The organism is Microcoleus sp. Pol17C6 (assembly GCF_036701145.1).
Taxonomy (GTDB): Bacteria; Cyanobacteriota; Cyanobacteriia; order Cyanobacteriales; family Microcoleaceae; genus Microcoleus.
The window spans coordinates 1-21,458 of record NZ_JAUBQH010000060.1; the positions used below are offsets into that span (position 1 = coordinate 1).

At 45.1% G+C, this 21,458-nt stretch carries 13 protein-coding genes and 1 pseudogene; 3 read left to right on the top strand and 11 right to left on the bottom strand.

Annotated elements, in window-relative coordinates; all coding sequences use genetic code 11:
- From QUA25_RS23315 to QUA25_RS23330, 4 genes and pseudogenes are all read right to left on the bottom strand, one after another.
- On the bottom strand, positions 1-90 hold a 90-nt coding region (locus tag QUA25_RS23315), incomplete at its 3' end, for a hypothetical protein (RefSeq protein ID WP_333041534.1).
- A gap of 55 nt (positions 91-145) precedes the next feature.
- A protein-coding gene (locus QUA25_RS23320) for an IS1 family transposase (protein ID WP_333041504.1) occupies positions 146-878 on the bottom strand; the annotation gives its coding sequence in 2 pieces (ribosomal slippage) (positions 146-554 and positions 553-878; 735 coding nt in all).
- Between the two features lie 79 nt (positions 879-957).
- Positions 958-1,524 (bottom strand): annotated as a pseudogene (locus QUA25_RS23325) (DUF3370 family protein); the annotation flags it as partial.
- A 298-nt stretch (positions 1,525-1,822) separates the two neighbouring features.
- Positions 1,823-7,117 (bottom strand): AAA family ATPase, encoded by a 5,295-nt coding sequence (locus QUA25_RS23330; protein ID WP_333041505.1) that lies wholly within the window; start codon positions 7,115-7,117, stop codon positions 1,823-1,825.
- Between the two features lie 672 nt (positions 7,118-7,789).
- On the opposite strand from QUA25_RS23330, the gene surE reads away from it, so the two are divergent.
- Complete coding sequence (surE, locus tag QUA25_RS23335; protein WP_333041506.1) at positions 7,790-8,467, top strand: 5'/3'-nucleotidase SurE; 678 nt, start codon at positions 7,790-7,792, stop codon at positions 8,465-8,467.
- A gap of 1,142 nt (positions 8,468-9,609) precedes the next feature.
- A complete protein-coding gene (locus QUA25_RS23340) occupies positions 9,610-10,482 on the top strand; it encodes a pentapeptide repeat-containing protein (RefSeq protein WP_333041507.1) in 873 nt (290 codons plus the stop codon).
- 146 nt (positions 10,483-10,628) lie between these two features.
- Here QUA25_RS23340 and QUA25_RS23345 read toward each other — a convergent pair whose 3' ends face one another.
- On the bottom strand, positions 10,629-11,843 hold the full coding sequence (locus tag QUA25_RS23345) for an FAD-dependent oxidoreductase (RefSeq protein WP_333041508.1): 1,215 nt from the start codon (positions 11,841-11,843) through the stop codon (positions 10,629-10,631).
- Between the two features lie 128 nt (positions 11,844-11,971).
- On the opposite strand from QUA25_RS23345, the gene QUA25_RS23350 reads away from it, so the two are divergent.
- Positions 11,972-12,220: a hypothetical protein gene (locus QUA25_RS23350; RefSeq protein ID WP_333041509.1), complete on the top strand. Its 249-nt coding sequence runs from the start codon at positions 11,972-11,974 to the stop codon at positions 12,218-12,220.
- Positions 12,221-12,237: 17 nt separating this feature from the next.
- Here QUA25_RS23350 and QUA25_RS23355 read toward each other — a convergent pair whose 3' ends face one another.
- From QUA25_RS23355 to QUA25_RS23380, 6 genes are all read right to left on the bottom strand, one after another.
- Complete coding sequence (locus QUA25_RS23355; protein ID WP_333041510.1) at positions 12,238-13,770, bottom strand: NAD(P)/FAD-dependent oxidoreductase; 1,533 nt, start codon at positions 13,768-13,770, stop codon at positions 12,238-12,240.
- A 307-nt stretch (positions 13,771-14,077) separates the two neighbouring features.
- A complete protein-coding gene (locus QUA25_RS23360) occupies positions 14,078-14,563 on the bottom strand; it encodes a CRR6 family NdhI maturation factor (RefSeq protein ID WP_333041511.1) in 486 nt (161 codons plus the stop codon).
- A gap of 212 nt (positions 14,564-14,775) precedes the next feature.
- Positions 14,776-16,704 (bottom strand): DUF3685 domain-containing protein, encoded by a 1,929-nt coding sequence (locus QUA25_RS23365; protein WP_333041512.1) that lies wholly within the window; start codon positions 16,702-16,704, stop codon positions 14,776-14,778.
- 47 nt (positions 16,705-16,751) lie between these two features.
- Entirely contained in the window at positions 16,752-18,965 is a 2,214-nt protein-coding gene (locus QUA25_RS23370) for a DUF3824 domain-containing protein (protein ID WP_333041513.1), read from the bottom strand.
- Between the two features lie 737 nt (positions 18,966-19,702).
- Complete coding sequence (locus tag QUA25_RS23375) at positions 19,703-20,167, bottom strand: Fur family transcriptional regulator (protein WP_333041514.1); 465 nt, start codon at positions 20,165-20,167, stop codon at positions 19,703-19,705.
- A 174-nt stretch (positions 20,168-20,341) separates the two neighbouring features.
- Complete coding sequence (locus QUA25_RS23380) at positions 20,342-21,412, bottom strand: Hpt domain-containing protein (protein ID WP_333041515.1); 1,071 nt, start codon at positions 21,410-21,412, stop codon at positions 20,342-20,344.
- Positions 21,413-21,458 lie beyond the last annotated feature (46 nt).

Sequence of the window (21,458 nt, forward strand, 5' to 3'; positions counted from 1 at the left end):
GTTGGAAGCAGGCGTGACATTCCCCACAGGTATCGGCAAATTCATCAGCATTCGGCTCTCATTGGCGGGAATCTCGATCGCAGCGGGCAAAATGGCGGCGTTGCTGAATTAAGGTATGATTTCGGCGATCGCTCTTATGTATTAGCTACTCGATTTGCCTCGCTCGAACGCGATTGAAATGATGCCCTGGAGCGGGAACCGGAACCTCCCAAAACTTAAGATAATGAATTAGTAAGCGAATTGAATTTTTGAGCATCTCTCTCGACTTAGAATAGCAAAGTGTCTTGCGATGAAGTCGTGCCAAATAATGTCGTAGCCGCGTATTTTCGCCCTCTACTCTGGTCATATAAGTTTTACAGACAATTTGGTCTCCATCTGGAATAAACATGGGATAAACTGGCCATCCATCTGTTACATAAAAATAACATTTCCAGTTACCGACTAATTCCCACAATGGTCGAAAAGTTGCTGCACTATCGTCGCCCAGCACCCATCCTAAAATCCCTGGTTGAAAGTGATTAACCGCTGTCCAGAGCCAAATTTTATTTTTTTTGACCAATAAATGTTTCGAGTTCATCAAGTTCTCCAACTTCGGGAATTGTCTCTGGTTCATAAGCATCAGGCAGCAATTCTCCTACTTGCTTGACCCAATTTATGATGCTGGTGTGATGCACCCCTTTAATCCTCTCTATTGCTCGAAAACCCAGACCATTGACATACATTGTGAGGCATTCACGTTTCACCTCCTCAGAGTAACCTTTATGAGGTTGATAGCAATCTATAAATTGTCTGCCACAATCGACACAAATATAATTCTGTTTACCTTTTTTATGACCATTTTTATTAACGTAAGTTGACTGACATTCAGGACATTTCATAAACTCTGGATTTTTTGAAGTTTTATTTTTGGCGCTTGCACGCCTTACTTATCATACCCTAATTCAGCAATGCCAAAATGGCTTGTCTGTATCCCAGCAGGACATCGCTCGTGATGCGGCTTCCAGGCCCGGCAAACACAGTGCCGAATCTATTTTCTAAATACGACGGCAAATCGACAAACAAGGCATCCGGCCGAGTTAAATAAGTCGCTCCTTGCAAGACATTTAAAGTAACAGGTTCGGAGTTAGGATTGTGGACAATTATGCCTTGAAATAAGGTGCGAGTTTCGGCGCGATTTTTAGCTTTGGCGATGTGGTGGGCGAAGATGTCAAATCGGCCTTTGAAGGGAAAGTTTAAGTGTGCAGAAGGTACTTGTTTGGCTTCCGGGGGAAATGTGGAGAGCAAAATGCCTTCGGTTTGCACAACTTCCGGGCTGTTGCTGTTGAAAACCGGGATGCTGTCGAGTTGCCCCGGCAAAACGCGCACTTGCTGGGGCACCGTCACAGTGTTTAGCGGGGCGGTTGTCTGCGGTTGTGGTAAATCCAGTTCGTTTTCGGGTGCGGGGGCTTCTGGGTCGATGATCAGTTGTTGTTGGGCGGGAGGTGCGGGGATTGTTTGAGCTAAGGGGAAAATTGGCAAAAACATTGCTGAGAGGGCGTTTAACTGAACTTGCAGAAGATTGCCTTGACGCAAAGCAATCGACACAAAACTTTACCACAAGTTGGTTGATGTTTTTGGGGATTTTTGGATGTTAGGTGAATGTTTGCGGTAAATTGGGCGATCGCCCAATTTAGGACTTTGGAAAAGTCGCGTCCAAGGAAGGCAATGGAGCGAGCCTCTTCGTCTCGATCGACTACACGCCCACTATACAAGTCCGGTGCAACCAAACTTGATATGACCAATTACCAATTCCCAATTACCAATTCCCAATTCCCAACTTGCGTTATTTCTGTTTTAGGACTACCAACGTAATGTCGTCAAAAACTTTATGTTTGTCAATATGTTGCCGCACATCATCAATTACTGATTGTCGAATTTCTTCAACCGTTTTGTGGCGATTTTCTTTGGCTACTTGGCACAATCTTTCTATGCCGTAATACACTCGATTTATATTTATAGATTCTGTAATTCCATCTGTGTAAAGCACTACTACATCCCCTGGATTAAGATGCACTTGAATTTGGGAAACAAAACCAGAAATATCTTCCTCTAATCCCAGGGGAAAACCGAGTTCAATTGTATCGATAAGTTCGATGTTACCATCAGTACGGACTACGATAACTTCTTCATGTTGACCGCTGAGGCTGAAGTTACTATCTTGATAATCTAACAAAGCCAAGGTCATGTTTCTAGACGAGTCGATGCGCTCGATATTGGCATAAAGGGTGCGGTTTAACACATCAAGAAACTTCACCGGATCGGTTTCGTTCATTTGTTGGAGAGTGCGGACGGCGGTTTGCGCCATAATCATTAATACGCCACTTTCTAAACCATGTCCCGTAACATCGCCGATGGTAATTTTTACCTGATCATTTTGGGTTAGCACGTCGTAGTAGTCGCCACCCACTTCATCGGCAGGTTCCATATATCCAGCTATTTCTAATCCTTTAATTTTATCAAGTTCTGATTGTTTGGGCAAGATCATTTGTTGCAGTCGTTTGGTGACTTCTAACTCAGCACTGAGGCGGATGTTTTCGGCTTTAAGTTTGTTGTTGAGGGCGCTAATTTCCTGGTTTGCTTCGGCGAGTTGGGCGGTGCGTTGTTGCACCTTTTCTTCTAAAGTTTGATAGAGGCGGGCATTTTCGATGGAGATCGCAGCTTGGGCGGAAATGATGTTGAGGACTTCTAGGCGATCGCGCGTAAAAGCCCCGGCTGTTAAATTATTTTCTAGGTATAGGATGCCCACCAACTTACCTTGGTTAATCAGGGGGCTACACAAGATAGATTTAGGTCGCTGCTGAATAATATACGGGTCAGATGCAAACCTGCTTTTATTCGTTGCATCATCGATCGCCAGAGTTTCTTGCGTGCGTTGTACATAATTAATCAGCGAGATAGGAATCACTTGATTTTCAGTCGCTGACTTGGAGATTAATTGACATCGTTCACCCGTACATTGAGCTTCAATTTTCCACTTACCTGCTTGGTCAGGTATGATGAAATAAAATTTTTCTGCTCCGGCGTTTTCCAGCAATACTTGCATCAAATTCGAGAGTAACTTATCTAAATTAACTTCCCCTGAGAGCGCTTGGGAGGCTTTAATAATTGTTGATAAATCCAGAGCTTGTCCAGCACCTGAACTGGTGGTAGAAGTGATAGTGGTTCTGCTCTGAACAATCATTTCGTCTCTTCCACTCGTCAGGCTCTTTTTCCTACCGACGACTGGTGCGAGTAGTTCAGCATGGCGCTCTTCTAAATCTTTAACTTTTGCCTTCGCTCCCCAGCGAATATAAGCATAGTAAGCGTCAATTAGATAGGTACGCGCTACTTTCTGACGACCTAAAGTTAAATAAAATTCTGCTGTTAGTTCATTGGCGAGGGCTTCATCCTGTACATATCCATTTTCCTTGGCTCCATCAATCGCCCGGTCGTAATATTCCATTGCTTCTAGCGGTTCTCGTAAGACGCGAGCTTTTTCTGCTTCTACTAGGTCATACTTATGTTGGTAGTTCATGGGGGCATGATGCGCCCAGTATTTCATCTTTTCTTGATTTTCTTCTACTTGTTTCAGATATTGTTGCTGCTTTTCCTCAGTTTCCTGAAAATACTGAGCTAAAAGAGCCAGAGAATAGTAATAAATATGGTTATTAAAGCTAATGTTAGCTTGAACAAGCATTGAATTATTTAAGGCTGTTTTAGCATGAATTATAGCATTTTTATAATCTTTAAATAAATAGCAAAGTAGGGTTTTTGCAAAAAGCACTCTAAATAAAGACATTAAATTATTGATTTTTGTCAAATAAGCAATAGCTTCTCCCTCATTCAAAAATTCACCCGTTAAAATTAGGCTATTATCTGTTATGCCTCGTAAATTTGCGACTAATTGACCAATTATTTTGAGCAGATAAAACTGATATTCTTGGGAAAAATTATCTGCAAAATCAATATAGTGTTTTTGTTGTTCTTGCACGTAGTCTAAATGCTCGCCATTAAAAAACTGATGAGCACAGTAGTAATCAGCAGCATGACAAGCATATTCTATATCTCCAAATTCTAAGCCACTATTAATTGCTTGACGAAGGGGTTCTATAGTTTCCCTAGTATGCTTTTTGAAGTGCGTAATACAGATGGAAACATTAACCAGTATTTTAGAACGAAACTCTTTGGCATCTAACTGCTCTAATACTTGTAAAGAAAGTTGACCAAGTTGATATGCAAAATCTATATCTGGTATGAGCCAACACACCAGTGCTCCGTAAATAGAATAGGCAAAAGTACACTGTGGCGAATTCCCATACTGACGAGAAAGTTCGATCATAGTATATAAAATTGGTAGCGATAGCGGGCTTTCTGCGAAGCAAGCTGGTGGGAAAATCAGAACTAAAAGCTCCATAGCCGCCAGCTTGTAGGGATCGGTCATTTTTGGCAGCGTAGCTAACTCCTCTATATTAAGTTCTTGCGGGGGTAATTGAGATATTGTCACTCCCAGTATTTCGAGGATTTGTAGCCCAGTATCTAAAGCAGATTTAATCTGGTTTTTAGCGAGGTTAATCCTAATTTTCAGCACATATAAGTTGACTTGTTCGAGGATTGTTTTGGCTTTTTGGAGAGTGCGATCGCACAAGATACCCGCCCGTTCTAAATTGGCATTGAGATATTCGGCTTCCGACGCTTCCAGATAGAAGGTAAAAGTAAAATCATAGTCATGTTCCCAGCTATCTTGACTCAGCAGTTCTATACCTACATTCAAATAATTAACAGCGGCTTCATACGCAGTAGCTGCCTTTGCTTTCTGTCCAGCAATCAGGTTTAATTCAGCCAACTCATCTTTTTCTGACTGATTAGTTAGCAAATCTGTGCCAAAATTCAGTTGGTTAACCAGAGCAAAAATATTATCTTTTCGCTCTTGCTGTGTTGTATTATTCAGCAACAGTTGACCAATTTTCAGGTGAGTGGCTTTTTTCTCTGACTCTGGAATCAAAGAATAAGCAGCTTGCTGCACTCGATCGTGCAAAAATTTGTATTCAACTTTGATATCCCGTACAGATGCCAACTCTTCCTGGGCAAACACTAGAGGAATTTTGTAATTTTCAGACAGCGGCAGAATCAAACCTGCTTGCATTGCTTCCCACAAATGAGCAGCCGTCGCTAAGTTTGATTCTTCATTGACAATTGATAAAACTTCTAAATTAAATTGGTTGCCGATACAAGCCGCTAATTTTAATGATTTCTGGGTCGCTTCTGGGAGTTTGCGAATATTGCGAGCAACCAGTTCAACAATATTGAAATCTGCGATACCAATTGCTTGGATGTGTTGAATATTCCACTCCCAGCGGTCTGTATCTACTTGATAAACCAGCAGATTTTCCGAGTACAGCGTTTTGAGTAGCTGGGTTAAGAAAAAGGGATTGCCTTGGGTTTTATTAAACAGTAATTCAGAAAAAACTTTAATTTTGTCTGAGTTTACGCTGGCATCAAGAGTGTCGGCGATTAATTGGTTGACGCTGTCCAAAGCCAGGGCATGAATGATGATATTATTCACCACCGTTTCATTTGCTTGAATTTTTTCTATTGTCTGAATTAAAGGATGAACGGGACTGACTTCGTTATCTCGATAAGCTCCAATCGTTAATAAATATTTGCTATCTGGGTCAGTGACTAAGAGTTGGATTAACTTTAGAGATGCCGAATCTGCCCACTGTAAATCGTCTAGGAATATGACTAGCGGGTGTTCTGGTTGACAAAAAACGCGAATAAATTGTTGGAATACCCGATTAAATCTGTTTTGCGATTCCGATGACCCCAGTTGAGGAACTTCCGGCTGTTTACCGATAATTAGTTCGACTTCGGGGATAACATCAATAATAACTTGACCGTTTGTACCTAGCGCTTTTAATAAGTTTTCTTTCCAAACAGCAATCTGTTCGGAACTTTCGGTTAATAGCTGACGAGCTAATTCTTGAAATGCTTGGATTAAAGCTGCATAAGGAATATTGCGCTTAAATTGGTCAAATTTACCAGCAATAAAATACCCCCTCGCTGCTACAATTGGTTTATGAACTTCATTGACGATTGAAGTTTTACCAATCCCGGAATAACCGGAAACTAACATCATCTCGGTGGCACCGAGGCTGACTCGCCCAAAGGCATCTAGAAGAATTTCGACTTCGGTTTCTCTGCCATAAAGCTTCTGGGGAATGAGTAATTGGTTGCCGCGATCGCGTTGACCGATGGGAAAGTTTTCAATCTTGCCAGTTGTCTGCAATTGCTGCAAACAAGTTTCTAGGTCAAATTTTAATCCCGCCGCACTTTGATATCGGTCTTCCGCATTTTTTGCTAACAGTTTCATCACAATATCTGAAACAGCTTGGGGAATTTCTGCTACCTCTTTAGGTGGGACGGGTTGTTTGGCAATATGACAGTAAACCAACTCCATCGGATCGGTGGTATTAAATGGCAACTGGTTGGTCAGCATTTCATAGAAAGTCACTCCCAAAGAGTAGAAATCGGTGCGGTAGTCAATTGCTCTATTCATCCTCCCCGTTTGTTCGGGTGACATATAAGCGAGAGTTCCTTCCAGCAAGTTGGGATTGCTAATGCTTTGGTTTTTCAATTCCAAGCGCGATGAAATACTAAAGTCAGTCAGTTTTACTTTTCCGGTCGCTGGATTGATAATGATATTTGAGGGCTTAATGTCTTTGTGAATGATTGGTACTTGATGGAGATAGATCAAAGTTTCGGATAGAGCGATCGCTACCCTCAGTAACTCGGTTATTGACAGGTTATTGGCTGCCATAAAATGATAAAGGGATTGACCCCCAAAATCTTCTAAGACTAGAGCAAAGCTATTATAATAATTGTCAAAACTGTAGGTTTTGACAATACCTTCAAAATCTAAATTTTGAGCAATTATAAATTCTTGCCTTAAATTGGTGATTTGTTCAAGCGTAGGATATTCATTTTTTATTATTTTAACGATAACAAGCTGTCGATCCCGATTTCTAATCCCTCGATAAACAACGGTTCTGACTCCTTCGTAAATATTTTCTATAATTTCGTATCCTGAAAGAACTATCATTATTTTCACCTTCTCCTTTTCATCAACTATTCTAAATCACCGCCAGATTCATGGATAATCTGGGGGACAGCCTGTTTTGGCATTGCTTTGAGGGGGTTCGCTCATGTGGCTCTCCGGGGTGAGATGTAATAATGGTAACAGTGTAGATGAGTATTTGATTTATGAATGGGGGCTGAGGACTGGAACTTAGATACTCTACTTGGTAAGGATTTCCTATTCTCCCATCCCCTGCGTCAAAGCAATTGGAATCGACATTAACTTATTATCGGCTCTCTCGTACTTATGGTGATAATGCAAGCTAATAATTTAGCAAGATCGAGGGTTTCAACGTTCAGTCTCAGATACTTAGTATCATCTGCTACTTTTAACACCAAGCATCGGGGAGAGCCGAGGAAAAAATTATGTGATTAGATGTTTGCATCGACACTGATGTCATGAATGCTGCACTGGGGCAAGCGTAACAAGTCGCTTTAGCTGTTATATCAAGGTGCAACTGGGCTAAAATGTGGCGCGCCACATTTTTGGGGCAACTGTTCAATTAATGCCATGATATAAATGTGTGGCAATGCTCATACTGACGATCGCCACCAACCAACAACCAATTTGGGCTAGAACTATCAGAAGGTTGCCAGCCTCTGCGCTCTCAAATCGGTTCTATAAAACCGACACATAATGACGATAATTTTAACCAACGACGACGGCATCGACGCTCCAGGGATTCAGGCACTTTTGCAGGCTGTAGAAGGCAAAACAATTATGGTGGCTCCGCAGGGGCAATTGTCGGGCTGCGGGCATCAAGTGACGGCTCACAGTCCGATTCATGTCGATCGGCGATCGGAATTTGAGTATGCTGTAGGGGGTACACCGGCCGATTGCGTCCGCATCGCTCTTCATCACCTTTGTGCGAAGCCGGATTTGGTGCTTTCGGGTATTAACGCGGGTGGAAATTTGGGGGTTGACGTGTATATTTCGGGTACGGTTGCCGCTGTGCGCGAAGCAGCTATGCACGGCATTCCGGGCATCGCAATTTCCCACCGGATTAAAAGGCCGCTCGAAATAGACTGGGATGTCGCTACTCGTTGGACATCGCGGGTGTTGGCCCATTTGCTGAACCGGGAACCAAAGTCTGGGTGTTTCTGGAATGTGAATTTGCCACATTTAGCGCCGGGAAGTGCGGAACCGGAAATTGTGTTTTGCCAGCCTTCGACGCAGCCACTGCCGGTGGTTTACCGGATGGAGGGAGAATACTTTTATTATGCCGGAGAATATGGGTCGCGCGATCGGGCCGCGGGGACTGATGTTGACGTGTGTTTTGAGGGTAATATTGCAGTTACTGAGATATCGCTGTGATAGATTTGATGGGATTTGATGGGATTGGGCGATCGAACTATATTTTTTTTCAATAAAGCCTAAATAGACGGTCTTAAATTCGATCGGCGACAGAATGTTTCACATTCATGGCTAAAAACAGATTTCATTATACTTTGGGTTTAGCACTGCATATTCCCTAGATATAATAAACCTGTTTTCGGATAATCCCAAAATAGGATATTTAAATTTGTTAAAAATCGATAGTAATGACAATTGAACAAAATTAATCGCAATTCCAAGAGTGGCAGCTATCTCTACTTCCTGCCCTCGGTGCTACCATAATTTTTTTTGTCATCCTTCGGCTTAGCAACACCATCAGGTTGTTTCTTTGGCTTTTTGACTTCTTTGTTGCTTTTTCTTTCTTTTGACATGATCTTTCCTCAGTTTTGACTCAGCATAACATAGATTGACACATTTGCCTAACTGCCAGTAGAGGGGGTGATCCTCTACAGATAATACTCGCTGTTAGTTGTGTACCATCTGCAGTATATTATCTGCTAGATTTTGAACGAATCCCCTCTACCGTTAGGCATATCGATAAATTCCTCATAAGTACAATGTCTGAAATTACTTTTCACTCCGATAGACTCAAGGAAATATGGAAAAGCACGATCGTATAACTGCTGCGAGACAACCGAGAAAAATTCTCGCTAATTAAGCTGTTGTTCCACATCTAATTTTCCTGAAAAATGACAGTCCATAAAGTATGGAGCTATGGCCATGCCAGCCTTCACGACACCTGACGCAAACACAACTAACAAATTGGCAGTCTCCGTTTAAAAAAGCTGTTAGTCACACTGGACAACAAGAATATTGATTTTAACTATTGATTAACACTTCGGACAGTGTTTGATGGCTTACCTACTGAGAATAACGGTTTCACGGATCTCAGTACGATCGCAACGCTTGCCGAAGCACTCTAGAGATTAAGTAAATCAAGGGTTTCAGGCTAGGACCTCAAGACGGTCGGGATTCTGGAAAAGCACAAAGTATATGTATAAATATAAAGTTAATTGTTCAGCTTTCTTGAAAGTGCGATCGCGTCCGCTCCTTTTGAGATAAAATACTTATAAAGAGTGTTTATTTCTAGATAAATTTCCGCTATTAGGAATGTGACCCGTATGGAAGTAACCGAGCTGCTCAAAGAGTACGAAAATGGTAACAGAGACTTTGCTGACGCAAACCTCAGCGGAGCAAACCTCAGCGGAGCTATGTTGGTTGGCGTAAACCTTTCGAGGGCTAACCTGTCTGGAGCTAACCTGAGTCGGGCCCATCTGACCAAAGCAGAACTCAACGGCGCAAACCTTTACAGGGCAAATCTGAGTTTTGCCAAAATGGGCCAAGCCAGGCTAGCCGACGCAGAGCTTACAAAAGCCAATCTCAGCGGAGCTTTCCTCGTCAAAGCAAAACTGCCCAGGGCAAAGTTGAGTGGCGCCCAACTCATCGGTAGCAACCTGCGGAGTGCCATCCTCTGGAACGCCAATTTGTGTACAGCCGACCTGCAATTCATAAACCTGCGGGGCGCCAACCTCACGGGAGCCAACCTCAACTGGGCAAACTGCGGAGGGGCAAAACTCAGCGGTGCAAAGCTTTTTGGCGCTCAACTAACAGGCATCTATCTTAGGAAAGCTTACATCAATGGCATCGACATGAGCAGGACGGATCTCAATGGTGTCAACCTGAGCGAAGCGAAACTAAACGGGGTAAACCTGGAAGGCTCGAACTTATTAGCTGCCAATCTCAGCGGGGCTCAGTTGCGGGGCGTCAAGTTGATGGGAGCAGATTTAACCAGGGCAAATCTGGTGGGAGTTTCTTTGGTGCAGGCAAACCTCGATTGGGCTAGGTTGTGCTATGCAGACTTGAGCGAAGCCGACTTGAGCGGGGCAACATTCACGGGAACCAACTTTGAGGGTACTCAGTTAGCCGGCTCAACAATGCCCCCATCTTTGAGCAATGATGTCTACTTAACTACAGCACGTGGTGTCGCAGCTTAGGCAACGCTAAAAATTAATCTCGCATCCGAGTGGGCGACTCTCGCATTGGTTTAACTTTTGATGCAGACATCATTACTTTTGTGAGAGTGCTGCACCGACAAGAAATTTACTGATATTTGCGAGAGTTTGTAGCATCACAATTGAGTTCACCCGATTAATTTTGCGACTCGCAAAGCAGAGGTAATGGCTCCTTCGTGCAAACCATCCCCCAAATAAGCTCCCGCATGATAAGTGTTGTTTTCGCCATTAGTCTCGATAACTTCATCTCGATATCGAAAAGACTCGACAGTGTACAGCGGCGTGTGATGTTTCTGAATGTGAATAATGTGGTTTTGGGCGATCGACTCTTCGAGTTGAAAAGCTAAACTGTACTCTCGTGGGGATGAGATGCCGCAAAGCTGATTCAAGCTCGCATTATATCCCCATCCCTTGTCCGTCTCGAAAAAATCAAATTCTGATAACTTGCGGATACCGTAGCGATCGTACATAGATGTATCCGAATGCAGTACAGTGGTTGCATAATTGGCTTTCCACGCCGAAAATCGCTTCGTTTCCGCCTCCGTCGGATCAGACAACAGCCTCATAACTTGATCTGGTGGCATCGCAAAAACCACCTTATCAAATTCCTGGATTTCCCCATCAGAAAACACGATTTTTACAGCATCCGCACTTCTAAAAATATTGGCAATCTCCACATTTAACAGTATATCGCCCTTAAATCGCTCCAAAATCTTTTCAATGTAAGAATACACCCCCCCTTTAATCCTCACCCAGTTGACCGAGGCATATTCGCGTAGAACAGGCATCGCCAATTCTGCCGGGAAATTGTCGAGCAATTTAAACGGTATCGAGTAGCTGTACATCGTCAGCAACTTCAGCCAATAATTGCGGACGCACGAGCTTTTCAAAGACTCCGAAAGCGGCACATCGTAGAAATCATGCTGTTTAGCAAACCGCATTTTTAAAATAAATGCAGCCGAACGAGCGTAGAGACTATCGAGGCGCAAATACTCGATCAGGCGTTGGATTCCGGTGAAATTCTTTCGGATAGATACCGCCGACAAAAAGTGGGTGCCATCTTTAAAAAAAAGCGCGGAACCAATCTGCACGGGTTCTAATTCAACGTCTAGCTCCTGCATAAAAGCCACGAAATTGTAAAACACAGTGGGAAATTCTAGCACCCCATTTTCTAATATTTCATTGCACTCCGATTGATTGGGTACAACATTTTTGTTCAGCGTCCGAATGTGTCCGCCTAAAATCGGCTGACTTTCCAACACAGTGACGTGATGCCCCTGTTTGTCGAGCCAGTAGGCTGCTGCCATACCACTGGCTCCGCCCCCAACAATTGCAATTCTCATAGTTCACTCCTAGATTGATAGAAGGAAGTTCGGCAACGGATTATGTAACGGATGTAACGGATGTCACGAATAAGGAAGTTCGGCAACGGATTATGTAACGGATGTAACGGATGTCGGGAAGATGGAATATGGAAGAAGGAAAAAGGAAGAAGGAAGAAGGAATAAATTTTAGTTCGCAGGTAGAACCTGGAAAGGCATTTCACTGTTGCTCTGCCTCGTCATTTTTAAGAGGAGGCAGAGCCTCCAGAAATTCATTCCTTGGCTCTGCCAAGGAACGAGATAATGAGAGCAGAAATGATAATTTTTTAAGAGCAGGCAGAGCAAGAGTGAAATTCATTGCTTGGCAAAGCCAAGAAACGAGAGAAAGAGGAAAATAATCAATTGCTAATTTTCCTTAGCCTAAAATCGCATCGCCGGATAAACGTTGATAAAGCAGCGCCCCCGTCCAAAATGTCGGCGCAAAGCCTGGATAGCCCGAGGAGGCGTTGCAGAAATAGAAATTGTTGAGGGATGTTTCATGATTTAGTCGATCGACCCCCATGTTGCGCGGCGTCAGGCTGGAACCGTAGGAATTACCGTTAGGACACCAACAGAAGCGCTCGTTAGTCGTCGGACTTCCTGTAACATGAAAGACCATGTGTTTGCGGAAATTCGGAACATAGTGTTTTTCCACAACATCTAAAATCGAGTCCAGAATCTCTTGTTTCTTCTGTCTGTAAGCTTTGCGATCTGTCTCCCAAAGCTGTTTAAAATAGCTGTAATTAGCAACAGTCAGAAATTCTACAATTTGACAATCTTCTGGACAATCCCGCCGCGCTTCCGTCAGTAAAGTTGGCGTTGTAATTGCAAAGCTCGGACGAGAAAAATCATTTTGGTCATACATTTGAGCAAAAGCTTCATTGAGATCCAAGTGTTCCGAATGAAACGTATTCCACTTACCAAATCCATAGTCTCGGAGATCGATATCTTTGACAACGCAGTACACCATGTAGTTAGATGCAGAATACTCATAGTTGAGTTTCCGGCGCACTGTTTTAGAGAACAGTTCCTCTCCAATCATCTTGGCCGCTCTTTTCGGGTCGAGGTTGCAAATCACCGTGTCGCCCGTGAATTCATGGGTTTGATGCGTGGTCAAATCCATCGCTTCAACTCCCGTTACTGTTCTGTTTGTCACCCTAAAATTCGTGACTTCATGGTTTAGTAGAACTTTGCCCCCGTTGGATTCAATGACTTTAACTAAAGAATGGATGACATCTTCAAAATGCTGCGTCGGGTAAAATGCACCTTCTTGATAGCCTCTAAACAAGGCAATCCAAGCATAGAAAGAAAGCTGATTTGGAGGCAGCAAAAAGTCCGGCCATTGCAGGGCTAATAGGGTTTGGGCGGCTTGCGGGAGTTGGAACTTGTCGAAAACGTCCTGAAGTGTACTGTTGAGGTGTTGGACGGCACAGAATACGTCACCGAAATTTTTGAGCAATTCAATTGGTTTGACGGGAGGAGCGAGTTTTCTGAGTCCTTCGCCGGTTTTCTCGACTTCGTTGACGAATTGGCGAATTCTCTCGCCCGCTTCGGGAAACAGCGCCGACAATCTGCGGATCAGTTCCTCTGGTTCCGAGGGAATATCCAGCGCATACCCAGGCATTCTCATGTGGTCGTAGCCATTCGGATCGTACCGTTCAAAGGTGACATCTCGATCGAGACCGAGTTTTTTGAGAACTCGATTGACTGTATGTCCTTCGCCGCAGTCCCAAACGTAGTGGAATTGGGCATTAAAGGTGTATTTGTTGGCCATCGTAAAGGTGTGACCAAAGCCTCCGGGATGCTCGTGAGCTTCGAGGATGTGTACGGTTTTGCCGGAGTTTGCCATCAACGCTCCGAAAACCAGTGCTGATAAACCACTGCCGACGATGAGGTAATCTGTTTTCATGGTAAATTTCCTCGATCGATTGAATGGGGCGATCGTTGTCTATTTAAACTAACTATCAATTCTGAGAAAATTCTGAAGTCCAGCAACAATTTTTTGAGGCGCGCTGGTTTAAGGATTGTCTTAAAGTCTGAGTGCGGTTGCTGTTAAGCTTAATCAAGCTGTTGCGGATAGAACTCATAGCATAGCTGCGGAGGCGGACTGGAAAGCCCGCCCCATAAGGGAAGAAACCGGGTTTATACCTTTGTTCTTAGTCTTAAGGTAGAGTAGCCTACCTAATGAGGAGTATGTTAGTTAGAGGCGCGATCGCTTATTTGTGAGGCACAATCACATCAAAAAAAGCATCCTCCAAATCATAACCAAACATCTGCGACATCGCCATCAACTTTGATTTACTGGGAATTCCCTGCTGATTAAACCAATCAGTCAACACAAAAATTTTATTCATCAAAAACATTTCCAAAGCTTCAGGATTGTACTGAATACCTTGGGTGCGGTGAAACTGGTGTGGCACCAACATCGCGGCATAGCGCGCCAATTCTCCCGCTTTCCAATCCAGCAAAAATGGCAGCCAAGGGTAACAAGCATCCAAGCGAATAAACCACAGCCGCACTTCTGGAATTTCCGAAATTTCTCGCGGATCTAACTCTTCGCGCGGATACTCAATTTCAAATTGTAGCTGTTGTTCGTTTTGGGCGATCGCTCCTTCGGCCAGCCACTTTTCAACCACAGTCCGCACCGGAGACAAATCTAAACTGTTTATGCGATCGGCATCTATCGCTATCATAATACTCATAAAATTTCAACCTTATAGAATTAAGTTTTATCTATAATACCACTAATCACCAATCACCCATTATATCAAATCTCTTAAATCCCCTACACCAGAACTCTTGCAGACCTTCGCAAGATTTTTTGAAAAGCCTCTGCGTTAATCCCAGTTAATCTACGCTTTCCCTCTTGCATCAAAGATTTATGCAATCTTTTCTACTACTCGTTGCCCACCCATCACCCATTTTTGCCAAACTTGCTATCTTGCAAAGAATTACCAATCCCCTGGATAATTCCCCTGCCTATCAAACCAATTCCCCGCCCTATAACCTGAGTCAAAACGTAAACAACGCCAGCACCCAACAACGAAATAACGGCGCGAACTCTAGGTGCGATCGCATCTCTGGTTTCCAGCAGCAACGTCAAGGCTAACTGCCACCTAGAAAGCTGTGCTAACTCCTGATTTCTCGGAGCATAAATAGAAATTCTCTTAATTCCAGAATCGCCCCAAACAAACAGCCAAAACCTGCTTTCAAAAATAGCTTTCGGTTCCACAAAATATCTATTCCAGCTATATCTCCATGACAAATCATTCCGAAATCTCTCAATTTCTCGCGTCGAAATCAACTTGCTATCGTAAAAATTTTGCTTGATTTCTTCAATATTTGCCAAATTATTTAGTAAAGGCTGCACCACTCCGCTAGCAACTTGAATTGCCAAATTTTCTAACAAAGCTTCAGCTCGCTGCATGGCTTCCGGGCTGCCAGCAACACAAGAAATATTGTCAACTGTTAGAGGAATTTCAAATAGCAAATGTGCAAAAAAATCAATTGTCATCGGTATTTTATCAAGGATTTCTGCTGCAACTACATCAGCATCTGCCAGCAGCATCGGCACAACTTCTACCCCACTGCCTGCCAAGAGATAAGCATCGCTTCCCCCTTGACTTTCTCCCAGTTTCAAGCTGGTTTGACTGCCATCAAAAACCCGATTTTCGCCCGTTTGCAGTGTATAGTATCTGCCAAAAAAATCTATGATTGTCGCCTGCCACAAATCCCGTAAAATAGCAGGCATTTTTTGCGACAATTGAGTTTGGTGCACTTGCGAAAAGCGCAATTCCTCCAGCAAATCCTTTAACTTCCGCAGGATGGAGGTCATCAATTCACGCTTTTTGGGCGATCGCAAAATATCGATTTCCAAAGGTAAGCCAGTCAAATTCACCAACTCAAACTGCAATTTAGCGGCCACCGAGTCAAACAAGCTATTTTGCCAATTAGTTGCAACCACCAAAGATTCAGCCGAAACTTGGGAGTTCGCTAATTGTGATTGAGAATTATTTAACAAATTCTCGCCTCTAATTTCTTCTTTCTGGCTTCTGCCTTCTATCCTCTGCTTTATGCCTTCTGCCTTCTGCCTTCTGTCTTCAAATAATAACTGACTAACAATCCAACGAGCTGCGAGCAATTCTCTGCGGCGTCCGCTGAGTACAACCCCATCTAAAATAGAGGGCAAATCTGTCGGCTCGGCCGCTTTGATCTCTTGCAAATCAGCTTGGACAACTGCCAAACTTGCATCTATTTCCCGTAGTCCAGAAAGACAAAAATAAGCCAGTATTTTTTTGTGTACTGGCGTATCAACTGTCGAATTATCTACATTTTTATCTGCAATTGCTGCGGAGTTTTCTACTGTTTGAACCACCGCTGCATTTAGTTCTATTTCCGGGTTAGTGCCCGCATCCGTCGCCCAATAAGTGCAACCAGATGCCACAGCGCGAATAGCTTCAATAGTCCGGGAAATATCTCTACCTTTAGGAGAATAGCCATTCGCGTCGGCAGCCTGTATTTGCGCCAACAGGTCTGGTGTCAGCCGCCCGCCTAGCACCAACAGTGGCAGGTTGGGGTACAAATTTTTAAGTTCGCGACAAAATGCCAGCGCCTCTATTTGACCCGATCGCAAATTTAGGGTCTCAACAGCCAAAATTACCAAATCTGCGGGCTTCTTGGCTGCTCCAGAGCTGAGCGAGCGAGCTTCTAGAACCCGCAAAGCCTCGGTTTCCGTTGAAACCTCTGCGATAACTTGCAAGTCTGGATACTGCTCGCAAGCGACTCGCAGCCCCAGCCGGAAAATGGGGTCGCCATCGATCGTCAGCAGTTGGAAATTACTCACTTGATTTTAGATTGGAGATTTTAGAGCTCGATCGCGCGAAAACCCAATTACTCGGGGATCAAATTAGCATCAGGAGGCCCAGCCGATTCCGGAATCGAGGGCGGCGCGGGTTCTGGAGCCGGAGCCGGAGGAGGAGGTTCCGGAGCCGGAGCCGGGGCCTCTTCTCTCGCGGGCGGATAGTAAGGTTCCGGCTCCGGAGCAGGCGGATTGTAAGGTTCTGGATCCCTCGCGGGCGGATAGTAAGGTTCCGGCTCCGGAGCAGGCGGATTGTAAGGCTCGGGAGCCGGGGCCTCTTCTCTCGCAGGCGGATAGTAAGGCTCTGGTTCTGGCGCGTACTCCTCCTGTCGAGGAGCTGGCGCGTACTCCTCCTGTCGAGGAGCTGGCGCGTACTCCTCCTGTCGAGGAGCTGGCGCATACTCCTCTGCTGGAGCCGGCGCGTACTCGCGAACGGGTTCCGGCGGCGGCGCACTGTTGGCTCTAAGTTCAGCACTCCAGCGCCCGATCGCACCTGCCGCTTCTGAATACAGCGCCCTACCGTAACCGATTTGGGAAGCGGTATCGATCGCGGCTCCTAGACTGCCTTGAGATGCCAATGCCGCAGCTCGATCGAGAATCGGTCTATCTTGAGCAACTTGCAGTTCGCTCACCCACTGATAGACATTATCCTGAGCTTTCGCGTACAAAGTCCTACCGCTCTTAATTTGCGAAGCTTTTTCAATAGCAGCACTAAGTTTTCCTTGCTTCGCCAGGGCGATCGCTTCATCCAAAAAAGGCTGATCTTGAATAACTTCTATGCGTTTCGTCCACTGAGCCAAGAGAGTTTGCGCTTCTATCCTGCGGGGACGGTTTTGAGCGATCAGGAGTAGCTGAGCCATGCCGCCCTTAAGTCCTTCAACCGTTTGCGGTTCTGCCAACTGCTTCGCCAGAGTCAGAAAAGATTGGTCTTCGATCCGCTGAATGTCCCGGCGCCAAGCAGCCACCAAAGTTTGAGCGTGAATCCGCCGCGGTTGCTTAATTCCGATGGTTTGCGCTTGCTCGATCGCGAGTCCAAACGTTCCTATCTGACCGAAACTAGCGATCGTACTCGCCACTTGCAGTCGCAGCAAATCTTGAAACTGCACCTGCAAATTTTCAATTTGAACTTGAGCTTGCTTGTACAGAGGGCGACCCGGAGCAATTTGGCTAGCAGCGCCCTGCCCTTCGAGCAAGCTAAAAATGTGTTGTGGCAGCGGAGTTGATATCGACTGGTTCCACGTCACTGCCTGAGCCCTACCCAACTGCATCAAATCTTGAGCTTCCGCAAACAGTAGCGAATCCTGTGGCACAACTGAAGCAGCCTCGATCGCCCCCGGCAGGTCTTTCGCCCCCAACCGCTTAGTAGCCATTGCCAGCAAAGTCCGGCTCCATCCCTCAATTTCCTTTTCAGCTTTAGCGCGGGCAAAAAGCTGCGAGTCTATTTTGCGAGCCAGGACTATCGCCTCAGCGAACTTTTGCGGAGTCTCGTCCTTCGCCAAATCTCTAGCCTCTTGCAAGCGCTGCCAGCCGTTTCTTTCCAAAGAAATCTGCTGGATCAGCTCGTTGTAACGCTTCTGACTCCAGAAAATATTTTCCAGCTTGAACAAAGCTTGAGCATAATCCCAAGCCTTCCTTAAATCCTCACTTTTCAAAGCTGCTAGGGCTGTATCGTAGAGTTTTTGGCCCTCCTGCCAATTTTTTTCCCAAGCAGTAACAGCCTCTTCTACCTCGGGGTAAGACGGACTGGTTTTCGGAATTTTCGCCACAATCTCTAGGGCGCCTTTCAAATCGCCCCTCTCAATTTTTGCCCTGGCAAATCCCAGAATGGCTTTCGACCATTCCCCTATCAAATGTTGACCCTGCGAGTATAGCGGATGTTCTTTCGGCCAAGCCTGCACCAGTGCCATTGCCGATTCTAGCTGTTCTAGCTTGCCCGACTTAGCAGCTTGTTGAGCGCAGTAAAGTCGCTCTCCGTCGGCCGCCAACGGCGACAGTTGCTGGCAATTGGGCGGTGGCGGCATCGTCAGCAACCAGAGAAATGCAGCGGCACCGGTTACTCCAAATCCCACCAGGAGACTCAGCCAGATAAGCTGCCACTGCCAAAAAGTTCTTTTTCCATCGGTCGGCTGGGCCGTTACGAAGGAACTCGCATCGCCTGTCGCCTCTGCACTGAACTGTGCCGTCGGTTTAGGGGATGGGTTGTATTGCGGTGGTGTGTGGAATTGGTCAGATTGTCGTCTCGCCATTACTTCAGCCTGTCCTGTAATGCGCACTCTTCACGTGACACTCCCACATCAAATCATAGATTGTGATGTGGGCTTCTGACTCCTGTTAAGGAGATCGAGAACTTCCTTCAAGGTACTGGCAATCTTTCCCTCTACGGCGTTTTATAGTGAGGTTCGTGTCCAGCCCCACTGGTTGCTTCCGAGTTTTTTAGGCTCTCGAGGCACGTAAATCATACCAGTTATCACACAGTTATTGACAGATCCCGGGGCCGTTTAGCAGAAAAAGCAGTATAAAGCCCCGTCAGTCGATCAATTTTAGATTTTAGATTTTAGATTTTAGATTTTAGATTTGACTCCACAGATGAATTAGGGGAGGGATTAAACTAAGGTCTAATATTAAATCCGGGTCAGAAATTACCTTATCAGACTCAGCGGTTGAAACCGCAACTAAACTAACTTTCGTCTCATCCAAGCCGATTAAAAATAAAGGGGTACTACAGCCGGATTTAGTCTACACTTTTACGTGTAGCGGGTAGAAATGATTTTTTGGGTTTAGTCGTAAATTTTATTCCAGATCGCCAAACTTGTCGATCGAGTTTCATTTTTCTGTTTTCATTTTTTTTCTACTGTTGTGCCGAATTCCGGCAGGCGATGGCAAAAAAACAGATCGAACCCAGCAAAATACTTAAATCATTTTATACGACCGACAGGTCGATCACAAATATCCGTTTTGCTTCCAACAGCCGCTGCTTTATCGGTTACGAAGCCTTTGGCGTATCGCTGACACTCGATGCTTGCGTGGCCGACTCTGCCGATCGGTATCCGTAGAAATCTATCCGGTAGTCTACAATTTTGACACCAGTTTGCTCTTGGATTAGCTCGATCAAGTCGATCGGCAATTCCACATGAACGTCTAGAATCTGAGCCGTATCAAGACAATTGACGTGAGAGTGAGAGTCGCTGACATTGCCGTACAAGCGTCCCTCTGAGCGTTCTATGCACTCAATAATCCCTTCTCTCGACAAAGCTTCTAGATTTTGATAAACCGAAGTATGACCGATCGAATGCGCTTGTTTGTTGAGGCGATCGTAAATTTCGCGAGCCGAGAGGTGTTCTTTTGCCTCCCACAAAAGTTCTAGAATAAATCGACGCTGGCGGCTCAAGCGCATTCCCATCGCCTGACAGCGGTTTAAAGCATCTTCTAATGAACGAATTGGTTTCACAGCTACCGCCTTATAAAGCCTGCTCGATTTTTAATTCTGGTACAACATTGCACGCCTACATATCCACTAATTCTAACGCAGGCTTGCCCAACAGTAGAAGGTAGAGGGCAAAAATCTCGACTGAGTAAATTTTTTCGAGTTGCTGCTCAACTCTATCTTCTACTGCCACACATCCTAGTTCGAGGATTTGATGGCGTTAACCAGTAACTTGGCGATTTCCGAGAGTTGCTTTTTGTTGAAAGTTTTGAGCAAAAGCTTGACTACCGCCTTCGGTTCGGCGGGAAGTGCTACTTGCTTCGACGCGGAGGCTGGGGCGGCTGGGGCGGCTGGGGCGCTTGCCTCTGCTGGTTTTGGGCTTGCTGCCAAAAGTAGCAAATTTTTACTCGGAACGATCGTCTTGACTTTCCCCACTTGTACTAAATCGCCAGCTTCCTTGAGTTCTTTGATAATCAGGGGAGCTAAGACTTTATAAGAGTTTTTGGGATTAACGATCGCTGCTCTAGCTGTTTTTACTAAATTTTGCCAAGTCTCAATTTTACCTCCCAACTTATAGAGGCGAACGCACACAGCCGTCAACTCAGAGCGACTAGCAGCCGATTCTTTCTGCTTGAACACCTGCAACATTTCTTTGAGTAAAGTCATCACTTCAACAGCAAAATTCGCCGGTACCCCGCCCGCTGTTGGAGCGGCGGGCGTACCAGACCCAGCAGCAGCCTGCACTTTACCCGACGCCAATTTATTGAGGTGAGTTTCCAGTTGAGCAAAAACAGGCATCACCTGCTGCACGAGTTTTTCTCCCTCTTCATTCCTCAAGCCGAAAGGCCCCTCCAGTCGCCCCAGCAAGTCCTTAAGCGTATCAACTCCCTTTAAAAATAGGGATTCTGCCGTTTGGTCAACCTGCTTGACGGGCCCGTCCTTGAGCACCTTAAAACAATCTTCCAAGCGGTGAGCGGTTGTTTTAATACTATCTAAGCCGAGCATAGCCGCCCCTCCTTTCACGGAATGAGCGGCTCGAAACATCTCTTGGACGCTTTCGGGGTCTTTCATCGTCGACTTTAAATCCACTAAACCATTTTCTAGAGTATCGAGGTGCTCCTTAGCCTCCTCTATAAACAAACGCATAATTCGGTCTTGCTGATCTGACACGACAGTCCTCCTAACAATCTCAGCACCCTCCAGAAAGCACCCTCTTCGCGGGAGAAAACGCGACTCCTGGCTAAAGTCGGAAGCTCCCATGCAAAACATTCTAGCCTGCCTCAGCTAGCAGACTCAAAATACTGGTGTCAGGGCA